Raw genomic sequence first — 16354 nt, 5'->3', positions numbered from 1 at the left:
GACGCGTCCTGCGCCTCAACGCGGCGCGGTCCGGGCCGTTCCCTGGCGGGGAAGGGGTCACCGGCGGCGCAAAGCCTGTCGGGCCGGCGGGCGAAAATGTGGCCCGAACCGGTCACGCGCCGCCCCAATTCCGTAAGGCGTTGAAAGATGGCGTGAACTTAAATTGGTTGACTTGAGCGCCGATCGCGACAGGTCGCCGGCCTCAGCGCCAGTCGCCGAGCACCGCCTGGACCACCGCCAGCGCCGCCACCGCCGCCGTGTCGGCGCGCAGGATGCGGGGGCCGAGCGAGACGGCCAGGGCGCGCGGGTGCCGCGCGACGAGGCTGCGCTCCTCCGGCGCAAAGCCGCCCTCGGGACCGATCAGGACGGTGATTCCGCCGCTCAGGGGCCGTGCCGTCGCAAGGGCCTCGGCGGGATTGGCAACCGCCGCATCCTCGTCGCAGAAGACCAGCAGCCGGTCCTTGGGCAGGGCGGCCAGCGCATCGGGCAGGCTGGCCGTCTCGTCGCAGGCCGTCAGGGTGAGGACGCCGCACTGCTCCGCCGCCTCCACCGCATTGGCGCGCATCCGGTCGAGATTGACGCGCTGGGCTTGCGTCCGCCGGGTCATCACCGGCTGGAGCCGCGTCACGCCCATCTCCACCGCCTTCTGCACCATGTAGTCGAGGCGGGCATGCTTCAACGGCGCGAACATCAGCGCGAGATCGCCGGCCGCCGGCTGCGGCCGCAGCAGCTCCTCGACCATGAGGTCGAGCCCCTTCTTGCCGGACCGGGCGAGCCGCGCCCGCCATTCGCCATGCGCACCGTCGAAGACCGCGATGCTCTCGCCATCGCCGAGCCGCATCACGTTCAGGAGATAGTTCGCCTGGTCGCGGTCGCAGCCGATGGTCACCCCTTGGGCGAGCGGCCCCTCGACGCGAAGCCGGATGGCGCGGAAATCATAAGCCGCCATGCGGCATTCCTCCTCCTGCGGCGGCCCCGGCCGACGGCGCCAGCATCACCCGCAGCGCGACGGTGAACCGCGCGGGGCCGTCACATTGCCACGATGCCGTCGGATTGATATGTAACCTGCCGAATTCACTCAACCTCGATTGCAACGTCGCTCGCCTCGCGGGCGGGTTCAGGGGCCGTCCACATGAGCCTTCGCCGCGTCAACACCGTCCTCGCCGCGACCGCGCTCGCCGCCGGCCTCGCCCTGGGCGGCACGGCGCGGGCGAACGAGATCTGCCAGGCCGAGTTCCAGCCGCTCGTCACCGCCCACCAGGAGGTGATGAAGGAGACCCAGGCCGGGATGCCGCGCGGCCGTCCGACCACCTTCGAACAGGCCAAGGCCAATGCCGAGCGCGCTTGCCGGCTGCTCACCAATGCCCGCGCTTCCTTCCTGCGCCTGCAGCAGTGGATGCAGGCCAATGCCGAGTTCTGCCGCCTGCCCGATCAGATCATCAATGACGTGAACACCGGCGTCACCAACATCACCCGCAACCGCACCCAGGCCTGCAACGGCGTCGCCCAGCTCGAGCGCCAACGCCGCCAGGCCGAAGCCGGCGGTGGTGGCGGGGCCAATCCCTTCGCGCCCAATGCCGGCCGGCGTCCGCAGCTCGACCTGCGCACTCCCGGCGCCCTCTGAGATCCCCATGGCGGTGAGCCGGCCATGACGGCGACCGACGGACGCGTCGCCGATGCCGTGCGCGGCTCCTGGGTCGACACGCTGGCCCCTGCCGCCTGGCGACCCTATCTGCGCCTCGCCCGCGCCGACCGGCCCATCGGCTCGTGGCTCCTGCTGCTGCCCTGCTGGTGGTCGGCCGCCTATGCGGCGATTGCGGCGGGCCAGGCCCTGCCGAACCTCTGGCACATGGCGCTCTTCGCCATCGGCGCCATCGCCATGCGCGGGGCCGGTTGCACCTATAACGATCTCGTCGACCGCGACATCGACGCCATGGTCGAGCGGACCCGCTCGCGTCCGCTGCCCTCGGGCCAGGTGACATCGCGCCAGGCCAAGATCTTCCTCATCGCCCAGCTCGGCGTCGGCGCCCTGGTGCTGCTGGCGCTGTGGAACCCCTTCGCCTGGGCGGTCGGCATCGCCTCGCTCTCGGTGGTCGTCATCTACCCCTTCATGAAGCGCATCACCTCCTGGCCGCAGTCGGTGCTTGGCCTCGCCTTCTCCTGGGGGGCGCTGATGGGCTGGGCCGCCGCCTTCGGCCGGCTCGATGCGCCGGCCCTGCTGCTCTATGCCGCCTCGATCCTCTGGGTCATCGGCTACGACACGATCTATGCCCATCAGGACCGCGAGGACGACGCCATCGTCGGCGTCCGCTCCACGGCCCTGCTCTTCGGCGAGCGGACGCCGCTGTTCCTGTCGCTGTTCTATGCCGGAACGGTCGCCTGCCTTGGCCTGTCGCTCTGGGCCCTTGCCGCGCCGGCCCTCGCCTATGCCGGCCTCGCCGCCTTCGCCCTGCATCTCGCCTGGCAGGTGAGGAGCCTCGACATCGCCGATCCCGATGGCTGCCTGCGCCTGTTCAAGTCGAACCGCGACGCCGGCCTCATCCTCCTCGCCGGCCTGATGGCGGCGGCCCTCCTGAAGGCCCTCGGCTGACCTCAGCGGCGGCGCTTGGCCGCCACCAGCTCCGCGACCGCCTGCTCACCCGAGGCCTCGAGGCCGGCGATCACGCCGTCCACATCGACCGCGGGCCGGTTCTGGCTCATCTTCATCTTGCCGTCGAAACCGCTGACGCGGAACGCCATGCCGACGATGGCGCGCATCTGCATGGCGAGGAAATCGTCCGGCGCGTCATCCATGGCCCAGGGATGGGCGCGGTGCGCCTCGTGGGCGTCGGTGAGGTCGGAGAGGTTCTGCCGCAGGAAGGCAGCATCCTGCGGCCAGGACACGGTGCCGCGCACATGGACGGCGGCATAGTTCCAGGTCGGCACGACCTTTCCGGTCTCCTTCTTCGTCGGGTACCAGGAGGGCGTCACATAGGCCTGCGGCCCCTGGAAGATGAGCAGCGCCTCGGACCCGTCCGGCGTCGTCGACCAGTGCGGATTGGCGCGGGCGAGATGGCCAAAGAAGGAGAGGGTCTCGCCCTCCTGCTTCAGGATCACCGGCAGATGCGTGGCATAGAGGCCCTCGGCCCCTTGCGTCACCAGCGTGGCGAAAGGGTGGGCGGCGCAGAACGCCGCGATCTCACGGTCCTCGGCCATGGCGAACAGCGGCGGCACATACATCGGGACCCTCCCGGAAACGACGAAGCCGGGACGATAGGGCATCGTCCCGGCCCGTCCAATGCACAGCTGTGATAACGGGAATTCGCTCCGCTGATCAGGCGGCGCGCACCTCCGCCACGAAGGTCTTGAGCGCCGCCTCGATGTTGCTGGAGCAGTCGGCGAGACGGTCGCGGGCCTCGCCCACCTCCGTCGCCGAGCGGCCGGTGCCCTCGGCAGCCTGGCTGACATCGACGATGGAGCGGCGGGCGTGATCGGCGTGGGAGTTCGCCTCGCTGATCGCGCGCGAGATCTCGGCCGTCGAGGCCTGCTGCTCGTCCACCGCAGCCGCGATGGCCGTGGTGATCTGGTCCATGGTGCCGATGGTCTCGGTGATGACGCCGATGGCCTGGACGGTCGCCTGGGTGGCCGTCTGCATGCGGCTGACCTGGGAGGCGATCTCCTCGGTCGCCTTGGCGGTCTGGCCGGCGAGCTGCTTCACCTCGGCCGCGACGACGGCGAAACCCTTTCCGGCTTCGCCAGCGCGGGCAGCCTCGATCGTGGCGTTGAGGGCGAGCAGGTTGGTCTGCTCGGCCACGGCGTTGATGAGGCCGATGACCTCGCCGATCTTGCGGGCGGCGCCGTCGAGTTCGGCAACGCGCGAACCGGTATCGCCGGCTTCCTTCACCGCCCGTCCCGCAACCTCGGAAGAGGCCGAGACCTGGCGGCCGATCTCGCTGATCGAGGCGGCCAGCTGATGCGCGGCGCTCGCCACGGCGTTCATGTTCTGCGTGGCCTCGTCGGTCGCGCCGGAGGCCGTGACCACCTTGCCGCTCATGGCCGCAGCGGCGGAGGAGAGGCTGTCGGCGCTGGCGTCGAGGCCGCGAACCGCCGCATTGGCCTCGCTGATGCGCTGGGCCATGACCTTCTCGTAGCCGACAATGGCGGCCTCGAGCCGGCGGGCACGCTCGCCGCGGGCTTCTGCCTCGGCGAGACGCTCCGCCTCGGCCGCCTTGGCGGCGCGGGCATTGTCGCGCAGCACGACGATGGCGCGGCTGAGATCGCCGATCTCGTCATGCCGGCTCGAGACGGGGATGGCGGTGTCGAGGTCGCCCGCGGCGACGCGCTCCAGCGCGCCAGTCGCAGCCACCAGCGGCTTCACCGCGCGCCGCACCACGAAGGCGGCGACCAGGCCGAGCACCACGACGATGCCGGCGAGTGCCGCGATCATCGCATAGAGCGTCGACATGGCCTGTTCGCGCAGCTGCTCGGTCGGAATGCCGACGAAGAGCACGCCGATCACCTTGCCGGCCGTGTCGATAACCGGGTGATAGGCGGTAAAGAAGGACCGGCCGAACAGGGTCGCCGGGCCGTAATAGGGCTGGCCGGCCTTCAGCGGCGCCTGCGCCGGATGGTCGGCGGCCAGGGCCGTGCCGACAGCGCGCTCGCCGTTCTGGGTGCGCACATTGGTGGTGCGGCGGATGAAGGCGCCCTTGTCGTCGGTGACGAAGATCGTGGCGACGCCGCCAACCGCCTGCACCGTGCGGTCGACGATGGAATGATCGGTGAAGGCGGGCATGGCCGGGGCGCGGACATCGCTGACCTGCTCGGCGTTGATCGCGATGCGCGCGTCGGGCTGGCTGGCCGCAAACAGCACGGTCACGGTGCGCAGGTTGGTGCGCGCATCATCGAGTGCCGCTTGGGCGTTCCGGTTCTGGATGAGCTGCCAGCCTGCGACCACGACGAGGGTGGCCGTCACGGCGAGGAGAAGCACAACGAAGCCGACCGACTTGGCGCCGATCTTGAGCCGCGGAAGACGGAAAGACATGGGGGATATCGTCCTGAGGGCCTATGGAAAGACCCTTATTCCGCGTCGGAACGGTTAAATTCGGCTGAACAACAACCCTCAATTGTAAGATTTTTTGTATGACGTAGGGTCACGTCGACAGGCGTTTGCGGGCCTCGCGGCTGTCGTCGTCCATCTGACCGATCAGCGCCTCGAGCGAGTCGAACTTGGCCTCGCCGCGCAGATAGGAGGCGAAGGCGACGTCGACCTCCTTGTCGTAGAGGTTTCCCGCGAAGTCGAAGACATGGACCTCGAGCAACGGCGCGCCGTTGTCGAATTGCGGCCGCCGGCCATAGCTCGCGACGCCCTGGTGCCAGGTCCCGTCGATGCCGACCATCACGGCATAGATGCCGTGAGCGAGCCCACAGGCGGCGTCCAGCCGGATGTTCGCCGTGGGATAGCCGAGCTCCCGGCCGCGCTTCTCGCCATGGATGACGGGGCCGGTGACGAACCAGGCGTGACCGAGCAGGGCGTTCGCCGCCTCGACGCGGCCCGTGGACAGGGCCTCGCGGATGGCGGAGGAGGAGATCGGACCCTCCGGCCCATCGAGGGCCGCCACCTCGGTCACCGCAAAGCCCTTGCTCGCGCCGGCCTGGCGGAGCGTCTCGGCATTGCCGGCCCGGCGCGTGCCGTAATGGAAGTCACGGCCGACCACGACGGTGCTGGCGCCGAGCCAGTCGACCAGCAGGCGGTCGACGAAGGCCTCGGCGCTGGTTCCCGCCATGGCGGCATCGAAGGCGAGCACGGCCAGGCCGTCGGCCCCCGCCGAGGCCAGCAGCCGGGCCTTGCCCGCCGCATCGGTCAGCCGGAACAGCGGCACGTCGGGCTGGAAGTAGCTGCGCGGATGGGGCTCGAAGGTCATCACCACGACCGGGCGGCCGGTCGCCTTGGCGGCTGCCAGCACATGGCGATGACCCCGATGGACGCCGTCGAAATTGCCGATGGCCACGGTGGGACGGGCAAGGGAGGCCGGCAGCGCCTGCCCCGGGCCGAGCACCGGAAAGGCGGGGGAGGGCCGCGGTGGCGGCAGGATCAGCGGCATGTCGGGCGGGATCGAAGAGGGGCCATGGCTTTCGGGCGCGGACCCTGACCGCCAAGCCCTTCCGCGTCAAGCGCTGCGGGCCGTTCCGATCAGGCCGCGGCGGCGATCTCGGCGCGCGAGGGCACCCGCACCCAGGCCTCGCCCTCCAGCACGACGGCCGCGTCGACCGCACATTCGCAGACGAGGCGGGCCCGCTGGCGCGTCGGGATCAGTTCGGCCACCTCGACATGGACGCGGACCACGTCGCCGATCTTCACAGGCGCCTTGAAGTTCAGCGTCTGCGACAGATAGACGGCGCCGGGTCCCGGCAGGCGGGTGCCGATCACCGCCGAGATGAGGCTGGCGGTATAGAGCCCGTGGGCGATGCGCTGCCCGAAACGGGTCTTCGCGGCATAGACGTCCGATAGGTGGATCGGATTGTGATCCCCGGAAATGTCGGCGAACCCGACCACGTCCTGGTCGGTCACGGTCTTCATCACCAGTTCCGACAGGCCGACGGACAGGTCCTCGTAAGCCAGCGAGCGGATGGAGCGGATCGTCATGGGCTTCTCCTCGGGGGGCGCAACCTTCCGCAGGCAGATGGTGCAATGCAATAGGACAATCTGCGTAATGCCGCCGCTGGGAGGCTTGTTCCCGCATCGCCTGTGGGCACTGCGGCGCAGCGCCGTCCACAGGGGCTGGACGACGAGACGAATCACGGGCGCGCGTTGCATTCTCCCGCCTTGAACAGTCCTCGACGGATCAGCCGCCGCTCCATGAACCGCCCCGGTTCCTTCCTCGTCGCCCTCAGCATGGTCGCCATCGCCGCGTCCGTGGCGGTGCTTGCCTTCACGCTTGGCGGCCTGGATGCCGGGACAGCGGCGGCCGCCGGCTGCGCGCTGCTCCTCGCGCTGGTCATCGGCCATCTCGGCGCGCAGCTCGCCGCCGACCGCGCCGCGACGGACCGCCGGCTCGACGCGCTCACCCGGGCCAGCGGCGACCTTGCCCGTGACCTCGGCGACATCGCCGAGCGCATGGACCGCATCGAGGTGCTGGCGGAGGAGAAGGCCCGCGAGGCGAGCGAGCCCTTGGGCGAGGAGATCCGCGAGCTCGGCGTTCTGGTGAAGCAGTTCGCCGAGACGCTGCAGGTCCACGAGGCGGCGATCATCGCCGCGGGCTCGCCGCAGATGGAGACCTACGCGCAGCCCGTGATGACGGCGCCCCCGCCGCCTCCCCCGGTTCAGGCGCCGGTCGCCCAGCCTGCGGTCGCCCAGGCCGCTCCCCCGCCGCCGCCCGTTCAGGTGCTGCAGCGCCAGGCCGGTGCCCTGCGCCGCGGCGCCGAGGCGCGCATGAGTTCGCCGGATCTTCCCGAGGCGCTGGCCGGCATCGGGCGCGCCGACGCCATCACCATCCTGGACGAGGCCATCAGCTCGAAGCGCTACGAGCTGTTCCTGCAGCCCATCGTCACCCTGCCGCAGCGCAAGGTGCGCTTCTACCAGGCCTCCGTCCGGCTGCGGACGGCTGACGGTCGCGTCCTCCTGCCCGAAGACTACCGCGCGCTGGCCGAGGATGCCGGCCTCATGCCCGGCCTCGACACTGAGGTGCTCGGCCGCTGCGTCCAGATCGTCCGCCGCCTCACCGCGCGCAACCGCGATGTCGGCCTCGTCTGCGACCTCTCCGGCTCGTCGCTCACCGACGCCGCCTTCGCCACCGACCTGATCGCGTCGCTGGAGGCCTCCCGCGCCATTGCCGGGTCGCTCATGCTGGGCTTCAGCCAGCAGACCCTGCGCGACATGAGCTCCCTCGACGCCGACACCCTGCGGGCGCTCTCCGACAAGGGGTTCCGCTTCGCCATGGACGGCGTGCGCGACCTCCGGATCGAGCCGCGTGACGTCGCCGAGAAGGGCATCCGCCTCATCAAGGTGCCGGCGCCGCTGATGATCGCCCGGGCCGCCGATACCGGCGCCTCGATCCATGTCGCCGATCTCGCCGGCCTCTTCGCCCGCTACGGCATGGACCTGGTGGTCGAGGATGTGGAGAGCGAGTCGGTGGTGGTCGACCTGCTCGACTACGAGGTGAAGTTCGCACAGGGCGCGCTGTTCTCGCCGCCGCGCCCGGTCCGCGCCGAGGTCATGGCCGCCGCCGAACCGGCCGGTCTGCAGCCGGCGCCCGCCGCTGCCGCGGCGCCGCGCCAGCGCACCGAGCCGCGTGTCGATCCGCGCAGCCCCGCCGCCGCGCCTGCCGCGCCGCAGACGCTGGGCGCTGCCGTGCTCGCGCAAGGGGCCGTCACCCGCGAGCCGCGCCGGCCCGGCAGCTCCGGCCTGCGCGCCCTCATCCGTGACCGCAGCTGACGATGGCCGCGCCCGGCGCTAGCATCGCGCCACCCGCCGCAGAGGCCACCGCGACCCGTCCCATGGCCATCCGCCAGCTTTCCGAAGGCATCGCCAACCGCATCGCCGCGGGCGAGGTGATCGAGCGCCCCGCCGCCGCCGTGAAGGAGCTGGTGGAGAACGCCCTCGATGCCGGGGCCACCCGCATCGACGTCATGATCGGCGCCGGCGGCCGGCGGCTCATCCGCGTCGCCGATGATGGCTCGGGCATGATCCGGCCCGACCTCCTCCTCTGCGTCGAGCGCCATGCGACGTCGAAGCTGCAGGACGAGGATCTCCTCGACATCCGCACCCTCGGCTTCCGCGGTGAGGCGCTTCCCTCCATCGGGGCGGTGTCGACGCTCACCATCACCACGCGCCATGCCGACGAAGCCCATGCCTGGCAGCTCACTGTCGATGCTGGCCGCAAGGGCGAGGCGCGCCCCGCGGCGCTCGCCGCCGGCACCCGCGTCGAGATCGCCGACCTCTTCGCCGCCACGCCGGCGCGCCTCAAGTTCCTGAAGAGCGACCGGGCCGAGGCCGCCGCCGTCGCCGACGTGGTCAAGCGCCTCGCCATGGCCCATCCGACGGTCGCCTTCTCGCTCGCCGACGACGATGGCACGACGCGCCACTTCCCCGTCCAGGCCTTTGGCGAGGCGGGCCTGCTCGCCCGCATCGGCGACGTGGCCGGCCGCGACTTCGCGCAGAACGCCCTGGCGCTCGATGTCTGGCGCGGCGAGGTGCGGCTCTATGGCTTCGCGGGACTGCCGACCTTCGGCAAGGCGACGGCTGCGAGCCAGTTCCTTTTCGTCAACGGCCGCCCCATCCGCGACCGGCTGGTCCTCGGCGCCATCCGCGGCGCCTATGGCGACACCATGCCCCGGGATCGGCATCCGGCCGTGGCGCTGTTCCTCGAGCTCGACCCGCGCGAGGTGGACGTCAACGTCCACCCGGCCAAGACCGAGGTGCGCTTCCGCGATCCCGCCCTCGTCCGCGGGCTGATCGTCGCGTCGATCCGGGAGGCCATTGCCGCGGCGTCGCCTGCGACCTCCTCCACGCTGGGTGCGGCGACGGTCGCGGCCTTCCGCCCCGCCGCGGCGCGCACGGGGGGTTATGACTGGCGCGCCTCTCCCTCGCGGCCGTTCTCGCCCGGCCTGTCCGAAGGCCCGCAGGCTGGTTTCGCCCTCGACCTGCCGCCGGCGGCCGATGCCCGCGCCGCGGAGGCTCCCGCCGCCGAGGACGATCTCGACCGGCCGCTGGGCGCCGCCCGTGCGCAGATCCACGGCACCTATATCCTTGCCCAGACCCGCGCCGGCCTCGTCATCGTCGACCAGCATGCCGCCCACGAGCGCCTCGTCTACGAGCGGATGAAGCGGCAGATGGCCGAGGCGGGCATTGCCCGGCAGGCGCTCCTCATTCCGGTCGTGGTCGAACTCGATCCCGCCGATGCCTCCCGCCTCGTCGAGCGCGCCGACGACCTCGCCCGCTTCGGCCTCGTCGTGGAGGGCTTCGGTCCCGGCGCTGTCGTGGTGCGCGAGACCCCCGCCATGCTCGGCGAGGTCGATGCCGAGGCGCTGGTGCGCGACATCGCCGAGCACCTTGCCGAATGGGACAGCGCCGCGCCGCTGGAGACGCGGTTGCTGGCGGTTGCCGCGACCATGGCCTGCCACGGCTCGGTGCGCGCCGGGCGGCAGCTCCGCCCCGCCGAGATGAACGCTTTGCTGCGCGAGATGGAGGCGACGCCGGCTTCCGCCCAGTGCAACCACGGCCGGCCGACCTCGGTCGCCCTGTCGCTTGCCGATGTCGAACGCCTTTTTGGCAGACGCTAGCGGCTCTCGCCCACCACGTCCGCCGGCACCGCCTCCAGCGCGATGGTGACGCGCCGCTTCACCTCATCCTTCATCGGCTCGCAGGCCGCCAGGATCTCCCGCACCTTGAGGAAATCGAGCACCCGAAACGGGTCGACCGGCGGGCGCAGATGGATCGTCGGCCTGTGCTCGGCCAGGCGCGCGGCGCTCAGCACCTGCATCATCAGCGTCACCGAGCCGAACAGCGCGTCCCAGACATTGGGCACCACCTCGTCGATCTCGAGCGCCAGCTCCGATCCATGCAGCACGTCGACCGCGACGCTGACCGGCGCCGAGACCTTGTCCACCGGCACGGGGTTGATCGTGCCGCCATCGATCAGCACGCGGCCGGCATGGCGCACCGGGCTGACGACGCCCGGAATGGCCATGGAGGCGGCAACCGCGGGCAGGAGCGGCCCTTGCGAGAAGGCGACGTCGACCCGCTCGTAGAAATCGGTCGCCACCACGGTGAGCGGCGTGACCAGCTCCGCAAAGTCCTTCGGTACCTGAGAGGGAAACAGCGCGCCGAGCAGCCGCTCCGGATCGACCAGCATCGGGTTGGTGAGGCCCTGGCGGAACAGGTCGGAGAAGCGGCCGACGCGGGCGGAGAAGATGGCCTTCAGCACGTCCGGCTTCACCTGCATGACGTCGAGCGCATAGGCCCGCATCTCCGCCCCGGTCATCCCCGCGCAGTAGCAGGCCCCGATGATGGCGCCGATGGAGGTGCCGGCGACCTCGCGGGGCCGGAGTCCCATCTCGTCCAGCGCCTCGATGACGACGATATGGGCGAGGCCCTTGGCCCCGCCGCCGCCGAGCACGAGGGCGAAATCCTGCGATGGGGTGACGGGGCGCATCACGGCTTGGGTCATGGCGCCCATCCTATCCCCGCTGGCGCGGGACAGGGAGCCGCCCGGCCGACTTGCGGCGGCATGGCAGGCGGGCTTTCATCGCAAGTCCAGCCCCTGGACGACTCATGACCGATCTCAGCCAAGCCATCGCCGCCGCCTTCGATCCCGCCAATGCGCCCGCCGATGCGCTGGCGGTCAATGCGGCCATCCTCAAGCGACTGGAAAACTGGGACAATTGGGCCTATCCGCCCGAGACCATCCGGCAGATGCGCCGCGAGGGGCGCGGCGCCTTCCCGGCGCCGGTGCTGTCGCCGCGGGCGCGCACCATGACCATCGACGGCCCTCATGGGCCCATCGGCCTGAGGATCATCACGCCGGAGGGCCCGGCGAGGGGCGTCTATCTCCACATCCATGGCGGCGGCTGGGTGCTGGGCAGCGTCGACCAGCAGGACCAGTGGCTGGAGCGTTTCGCCGACCGGGCCGGCATGGCCTGCGTCTCCGTCGACTATCGCCTCGCCCCCGAACATCCCTATCCGCAGGGGCCGGATGATTGCGAGGCAGCGGCGCTGTGGATCGCCCGCGAGGCCAAGGCGCTGTTCGGCACCGACCGGCTTGTCATCGGCGGCGAGAGCGCCGGTGCCCATCTCTCCGCCACGACGCTGCTGCGCCTGCGCGACCGCCACGGCATCATGCCCTTCCGGGCCGCCAACCTTCACGCCGGCTGCTACGACCTGGCGCTGACCCCGTCGGTGCGCCGCTGGGGCGCGGCCAAGCTGGTGCTCAACACCCGCGACATCCAGATGTTCGTGCGCCACTACCTGCTGCACACCGGCGCGGTGACCGACCCCGACGTCTCGCCGCTCCAGGCGGATCTGAAGGGCATGCCACCGGCGCTGTTCACGGTGGGCTCGCAGGACCCGCTGGTCGACGACACGCTGTTCATGGCGCCGCGCTGGTCCGCCGCCGGCAACACGGCCGAGCTCCAAGTCTATCCCGCCGGCTGCCACGTGTTCATCGCCTTCCCCGGCTCGAACACCGACCGCTGCCTCGAACGCATCGAGGCCTTCATGGTCGCCGCCTGCGCCTGACCTATTCGGCCGCCTGCTTGCGCACCCGCCACTGCGCCAGCAGCGCCCGCAGCGAGGCCGGCTTCACCGGCTTGTTGAGGAGGTGCACGGACTTCGCCTGTGCCCGCTCCCGCACCTCCTGGCTGCGATCGGCGGTGATGAGGATGGCCGGCAGGGTCGCGCCGAAGCGCCAGCGCAGCTGGGTCACGACGTCGAGGCCGTTGCCCTCGTCGAGATGGTAGTCGACGATCACCACGTCGGGCGTGGTGTGGCTGGCGGTCAGCACCTCGTGCGCCGCCTGCCAGTCGCCGGCCACGAGCGTGTGGCAGCCCCAGCCCGTCAACAGTGTCTGCATGCCCTCCAGGATCTGCGGCTCGTTATCGATGGCGAGCACGGTCAATCCGTCGAGGGGCGCCACGCCGATCGGGGCGGGCGTCGGGCCGGGCGCCGCGGCCGGCAGGGCGGGCGCGATCGGCACCTGCACCAGGAAGGACGATCCTCGGCCGACCTTTGACTTGACCGTGAGCCGATGTTCCAGCACGCGGGCGATGCGCTCGACGATGGAGAGGCCAAGGCCGAGGCCGCGGGCGATCTTGGCGCCCTGCTCCAGCCGCTGGAACTCCTGGAAGATGATGCGCTGCTTGGCCTGCGGAATGCCCGGGCCGGTGTCGTGGACCTCGAGAGACAGGCGCTTGCCGCGCCGCCGGCATCCGACCAGAACGCCGCCCTTGCTGGTGTATTTGATGGCGTTGGAAACGAGGTTCTGCAGCAATCGCCGCATCAGCCGCCGGTCCGAATGGATGGCGAGCGAGGTCGGCACGAAGGTCAGCGTCAGGCCCTTCTGCGCCGCCATGGGAGCGAATTCCACCGCGAGCTGGCGGAACAGCTCGTCGAGCCGGAAGCTGGCGATCTCCGGCTTCATCGCCCCGGCATCAAGGCGCGAGATGTCGAGGAGCGCGCCCAGGATCTCCTCCACCGCCTCCAGCGAGGCGTCGATATTGTCGACGAGCCGGCGCTCGTCGCTCTCCGCCTGCCGCTCCACCAGGCTCGTCGTGTAGAGGCGGGCAGCGTTCAGCGGCTGCAGGATGTCGTGGCTGGCGGCCGCGAGGAAGCGCGTCTTCGACAGGTTCGCCTCGTCAGCCTCCTGCTTGGCCTGGGCGAGTTCGCCGTTGAGGCGCATCAGCTCCTCGGTGCGCTCGCGCACGCGCCGCTCCAGCGTCTCGTTGGCGCGCTCCAGCTCCTCGGCTGCGGCCACCGAGGCAGTGACGTCCGTGTAGGTGGTGACGATGCCGCCGTCCGGCAGCCGCGCGGCGCGCACCTCCACCACCAGCCCGAGCTTGGCGAGGCGCTCGATCTGCGGCTCCTCGGCGCGGAGCAGGCGATTGGCGCGCTCGGCCACAAGGGTCTCGATGTCGCCGGGGCCGAACTCGCCGCGGGCGGCCAGCGCCCGCAGGATGCGGTCGAAGCCGGCGCCGATATGCAGCGTCTCCGGCGGCAGGGCGAGGACCTCGGCGAAGGGCCGGTTCCACACCATCAGCTTGCCCTCGGTGTCGAAGACGCTGACGCCCTGGCGGGCATGTTCCAGCGCGGTCTGGAGGACCTCGCGGTTGTACTGCATGGCGGCATTGGCATCGTCGAGCAGCTTCAGCGCATCGGTGGTCGAGACCGAACGCTTCTTGAGCAGCAGCGACAGGACGAGGCGGGAGGAGGCCGTGCCGATGGCCGAGGCGAGGAGGCGTTCGGAATAGCGCAGCAGGTCGATATCGGCTTCGGTCTGCGGCTCCAGCGGCACGCCGCGCTCGAAGGCATAGCTCGAGAAGGCGGCATCCGTGCGCTCCGCGCCGAGATAGCGGGCGACCGTCGAGCGCACGTCCTCCACCGTCACGGCGCTGCGCCACAGGCGGAAGCTCGGCGCATAGTCAGACTGGGGCGTCGGCACGAAGAGCTTGGACTGCACGATCTCGATGGCCGATGGACGGCGCACCAGCGACACCGCCACATAGAGCAGGACATTGATCGTCAGCGCCCAGACGACGCCGTGGGTCAGCGGCGCCATTTCGCCGAGGCCGAACAGATGCTGGGGTTTCAGGGCGTCGATGCCGAAGGGGCCTTCGGTGGCGAAGGCCATGGGCACGGCCCCGGTGGTGGCCAGCATCGGCATCAGCAGCGTGTAGGCCCAGACGATGAGCCCCGCGCCCATGCCCGCCACGGCGCCACCGGCATTGCCGCGCCGCCAGAACAGCCCGCCGAAGAAGGCGGGGGCGAGCTGTGTCACCGCGGCGAAGGAGAGCAGGCCGATGGAGGCGAGCTGCGCTTCGCCGGCGATGCGGTAGTAGAGATAGGCGGCGAACATGACGGCGAGGATGATCGTCCGCCGGATCGTCAGGATGGTCTGGCCGAGGTCGCCGCGATCCTCGCCGGAGCTCGCGCCGGTGAGCCGTCCCCGCAGGTTCAGAAGCGAGGGGATGACCACGTCGTTGGAGATCATGATCGACAGCGCGACGCTGGCGACGATGACCATGGCGGTCGCGGCGGACAGGCCGCCGATGAAGGCGACGAGGGTGAGGATCTCGTTGCCGCGCGCCATGGGAAGCGCGACGACGGTCATGTCGCTGTCGACGGTGCCGGGCCCGAACATGAGGAGGCCCGCCACCGCGATGGGCACGACGAAGATGTTGATGAGCACGAGGTAGAGCGGGAAGAGCCATGAGGCGCGGCGGATCTCCGCCTCGGAATGGTTCTCCACCACGCCGACATGGAACATGCGCGGCAGGAGGATGCCGCAGCAGAAGGACAGCATGCTCATGGTCAGGAAGGTCGAGGCGTCCGGCCAGCGCAGCACCGAGGCGACGATGTCCGGCCGCTCGGCGGCGCGGGCGAAGAGGTCGCCGAAGCCGCCGAACATCACGTAGGTCACGTAGAGGCCGACGGCGAGGAAGCAGACCAGCTTGACGATGGACTCGGTCGCAACCGCCAGGATCAGGCCGTCCTGGTGCTCGGTCGCGTCGGCATGGCGGGTGCCGAAGAGCATGGCGAAGGCCGCCATGGACATGGCGACGAGCAGGGCGAGGTCGCCGAAGAAGGGCAGTTCCTGCGTGATGTTGACGATGCGCTCGGGGCGCACGGTGGTCATCAGCGAGGCGGAGACGGCCTTCAGCTGCAGCGCCACGTAGGGGATCGTGCCGACCGTCACGATGAGGCAGACCATGGCCGCCACCCACTGGCTCTTGCCGTAGCGGGCGCCGATGAAATCGGCGATCGAGGTGATGTTCTGGCTCTTGGCGAGCCTCACGACCCGGATGATGAGCGGCCAGAACAGCGCGAAGAGCAGGGCCGGGCCAACATAGATGGCGAGGAAGTCGAAGCCTGAGCGCGAGGCGAGGCCGACCGAGCCGAAGAAGGTCCAGGACGTGCAGTAGACCGCCAGCGACAGCGGATAGATCCAGGTCTGGCTCTGGCGGATGGCCTTCTCGCGGGTGCGCCGCCGGTCGCCCCAATAGGCGACGCCGAACAGCGCGCCGAGATAGGCGAGCGCTGTCAGGATGATGACGAAGCCCATGCTCATGGCCGCGATCTCATCTCTGGGGCCCCTGCCGACGCCGTGCGAATTCAACATGGGGCGGCTGCGCTGTCCACAAGCCGAAGGGTGGACGGGCCTGCCGGCCATTGCCATCGTGGACGCGATGCCGGATCGTCAGCCTGCCCTTGCGGCAGCGCCGCGCCGGCGGGCGATCATGGAGGACAGTGCCGATGCTCAAGGAATTCCGCGAATTCGCCCTGAAGGGCAACGTCGTTGACCTCGCGGTCGGCGTCATCATCGGCGCCGCCTTCGGCCGCATCGTCGAATCCATCGTCGGCGACCTCTTCATGCCGATCCTCGGCTCGCTCGGCGGCTTCGACTTCACCAACTATTTCCTCGCGCTCAGCAAGTCGGTCACAGCCACCAACCTCGCCGATGCGCAGAAGCAGGGCGCGGTCATCGCCTATGGCCGCTTCATCACCATCGCCATCAACTTCATGATCATCGCAGCGGTGATGTTCCTGGTGGTGAAGGGCATGAACCGCCTGAAGCGCCAGGAGGCCGCGGCCCCCGCCGAGGTGAAGCCGACAGCCGAGGTGACGCTGCTCACCGAGATCCGCGATCTCCTGAAGAAATAAGGT

13 protein-coding genes are annotated in these 16354 nt (G+C 70.2%); 6 read left to right on the top strand and 7 right to left on the bottom strand.

The window, feature by feature from the left end; genetic code table 11:
- Window positions 1-202 precede the first annotated feature (202 nt).
- On the bottom strand, window positions 203-949 hold the full coding sequence (locus tag C8P69_RS06590; protein WP_108175087.1) for a 16S rRNA (uracil(1498)-N(3))-methyltransferase: 747 nt from the start codon (window positions 947-949) through the stop codon (window positions 203-205).
- Between the two features lie 183 nt (window positions 950-1132).
- Here C8P69_RS06590 and C8P69_RS06585 point away from each other — a divergent pair, with 183 nt between their 5' ends.
- Together C8P69_RS06585 and ubiA are read left to right on the top strand one after the other, a co-directional pair.
- The gene (locus C8P69_RS06585; RefSeq protein WP_108175085.1) at window positions 1133-1624 is read left to right on the top strand and encodes a hypothetical protein; all 492 of its coding nucleotides are present in this window, start codon (window positions 1133-1135) and stop codon (window positions 1622-1624) included.
- 24 nt (window positions 1625-1648) lie between these two features.
- A complete protein-coding gene (ubiA, locus tag C8P69_RS06580; RefSeq protein ID WP_108175083.1) occupies window positions 1649-2590 on the top strand; it encodes a 4-hydroxybenzoate octaprenyltransferase in 942 nt (313 codons plus the stop codon).
- 2 nt (window positions 2591-2592) lie between these two features.
- Here the strand turns inward: ubiA and C8P69_RS06575 are convergent, their stop codons facing one another.
- The 4 genes from C8P69_RS06575 to C8P69_RS06560 all read right to left on the bottom strand — a co-directional run bounded on the left by C8P69_RS06575 (window position 2593) and on the right by C8P69_RS06560 (window position 6625).
- Window positions 2593-3219 carry an FMN-binding negative transcriptional regulator gene (locus C8P69_RS06575; RefSeq protein WP_108175081.1) on the bottom strand — a complete coding sequence of 209 codons (627 nt, stop codon included), beginning with the start codon at window positions 3217-3219 and terminating at the stop codon, window positions 2593-2595.
- A 94-nt stretch (window positions 3220-3313) separates the two neighbouring features.
- Complete coding sequence (locus C8P69_RS06570; protein WP_108175079.1) at window positions 3314-5023, bottom strand: methyl-accepting chemotaxis protein; 1710 nt, start codon at window positions 5021-5023, stop codon at window positions 3314-3316.
- 109 nt (window positions 5024-5132) lie between these two features.
- Window positions 5133-6083, bottom strand: a complete 951-nt coding sequence (locus C8P69_RS06565; protein ID WP_108175077.1) for a bifunctional riboflavin kinase/FAD synthetase — start codon at window positions 6081-6083, stop codon at window positions 5133-5135.
- 89 nt (window positions 6084-6172) lie between these two features.
- Window positions 6173-6625, bottom strand: coding sequence for a MaoC family dehydratase (locus tag C8P69_RS06560; protein WP_108175075.1), 453 nt, complete (start codon window positions 6623-6625; stop codon window positions 6173-6175).
- 213 nt (window positions 6626-6838) lie between these two features.
- Between C8P69_RS06560 and C8P69_RS06555 the strand changes: the two genes are divergently transcribed.
- Both C8P69_RS06555 and mutL read left to right on the top strand, forming a co-directional pair.
- Complete coding sequence (locus C8P69_RS06555; RefSeq protein ID WP_108175073.1) at window positions 6839-8413, top strand: EAL domain-containing protein; 1575 nt, start codon at window positions 6839-6841, stop codon at window positions 8411-8413.
- Window positions 8414-8475: 62 nt separating this feature from the next.
- The gene (gene mutL, locus C8P69_RS06550; protein WP_108175071.1) at window positions 8476-10260 is read left to right on the top strand and encodes a DNA mismatch repair endonuclease MutL; all 1785 of its coding nucleotides are present in this window, start codon (window positions 8476-8478) and stop codon (window positions 10258-10260) included.
- On the opposite strand, the gene C8P69_RS06545 is transcribed toward mutL, so the two are convergent.
- Entirely contained in the window at window positions 10257-11147 is an 891-nt protein-coding gene (locus C8P69_RS06545) for a patatin-like phospholipase family protein (RefSeq protein WP_245901892.1), read from the bottom strand. The genes mutL and C8P69_RS06545 overlap by 4 nt on opposite strands.
- Before the next feature lie 104 nt (window positions 11148-11251).
- On the opposite strand from C8P69_RS06545, the gene C8P69_RS06540 reads away from it, so the two are divergent.
- Window positions 11252-12214 carry an alpha/beta hydrolase gene (locus C8P69_RS06540; protein WP_108175069.1) on the top strand — a complete coding sequence of 321 codons (963 nt, stop codon included), beginning with the start codon at window positions 11252-11254 and terminating at the stop codon, window positions 12212-12214.
- 1 nt (window position 12215) lies between these two features.
- Here the strand turns inward: C8P69_RS06540 and C8P69_RS06535 are convergent, their stop codons facing one another.
- Window positions 12216-15758 carry a hybrid sensor histidine kinase/response regulator gene (locus tag C8P69_RS06535; RefSeq protein WP_108175067.1) on the bottom strand — a complete coding sequence of 1181 codons (3543 nt, stop codon included), beginning with the start codon at window positions 15756-15758 and terminating at the stop codon, window positions 12216-12218.
- 185 nt (window positions 15759-15943) lie between these two features.
- Between C8P69_RS06535 and mscL the strand changes: the two genes are divergently transcribed.
- A complete protein-coding gene (mscL, locus tag C8P69_RS06530) occupies window positions 15944-16351 on the top strand; it encodes a large conductance mechanosensitive channel protein MscL (protein ID WP_108175065.1) in 408 nt (135 codons plus the stop codon).
- Window positions 16352-16354: the final 3 nt, after the last annotated feature.

This window comes from Phreatobacter oligotrophus (assembly GCF_003046185.1).
GTDB lineage: Bacteria > Pseudomonadota > Alphaproteobacteria > Rhizobiales > Phreatobacteraceae > Phreatobacter > Phreatobacter oligotrophus.
Note: the sequence above shows the minus strand (reverse complement) of the source record. Positions and strands in the feature narration are given on the sequence as shown.

Coding starts and splice junctions, on each gene's coding strand:
- C8P69_RS06590 (WP_108175087.1), bottom strand. CDS start 949: ATGGCGGCTTATGATTTCCGCGCCATCCGGCTTCGCGTCGAGGGGCCG.
- C8P69_RS06585 (WP_108175085.1), top strand. CDS start 1,133: ATGAGCCTTCGCCGCGTCAACACCGTCCTCGCCGCGACCGCGCTCGCC.
- ubiA (WP_108175083.1), top strand. CDS start 1,649: ATGACGGCGACCGACGGACGCGTCGCCGATGCCGTGCGCGGCTCCTGG.
- C8P69_RS06575 (WP_108175081.1), bottom strand. CDS start 3,219: ATGTATGTGCCGCCGCTGTTCGCCATGGCCGAGGACCGTGAGATCGCG.
- C8P69_RS06570 (WP_108175079.1), bottom strand. CDS start 5,023: ATGTCTTTCCGTCTTCCGCGGCTCAAGATCGGCGCCAAGTCGGTCGGC.
- C8P69_RS06565 (WP_108175077.1), bottom strand. CDS start 6,083: ATGCCGCTGATCCTGCCGCCACCGCGGCCCTCCCCCGCCTTTCCGGTG.
- C8P69_RS06560 (WP_108175075.1), bottom strand. CDS start 6,625: ATGACGATCCGCTCCATCCGCTCGCTGGCTTACGAGGACCTGTCCGTC.
- C8P69_RS06555 (WP_108175073.1), top strand. CDS start 6,839: ATGAACCGCCCCGGTTCCTTCCTCGTCGCCCTCAGCATGGTCGCCATC.
- mutL (WP_108175071.1), top strand. CDS start 8,476: ATGGCCATCCGCCAGCTTTCCGAAGGCATCGCCAACCGCATCGCCGCG.
- C8P69_RS06545 (WP_245901892.1), bottom strand. CDS start 11,147: ATGACCCAAGCCGTGATGCGCCCCGTCACCCCATCGCAGGATTTCGCC.
- C8P69_RS06540 (WP_108175069.1), top strand. CDS start 11,252: ATGACCGATCTCAGCCAAGCCATCGCCGCCGCCTTCGATCCCGCCAAT.
- C8P69_RS06535 (WP_108175067.1), bottom strand. CDS start 15,758: ATGAGCATGGGCTTCGTCATCATCCTGACAGCGCTCGCCTATCTCGGC.
- mscL (WP_108175065.1), top strand. CDS start 15,944: ATGCTCAAGGAATTCCGCGAATTCGCCCTGAAGGGCAACGTCGTTGAC.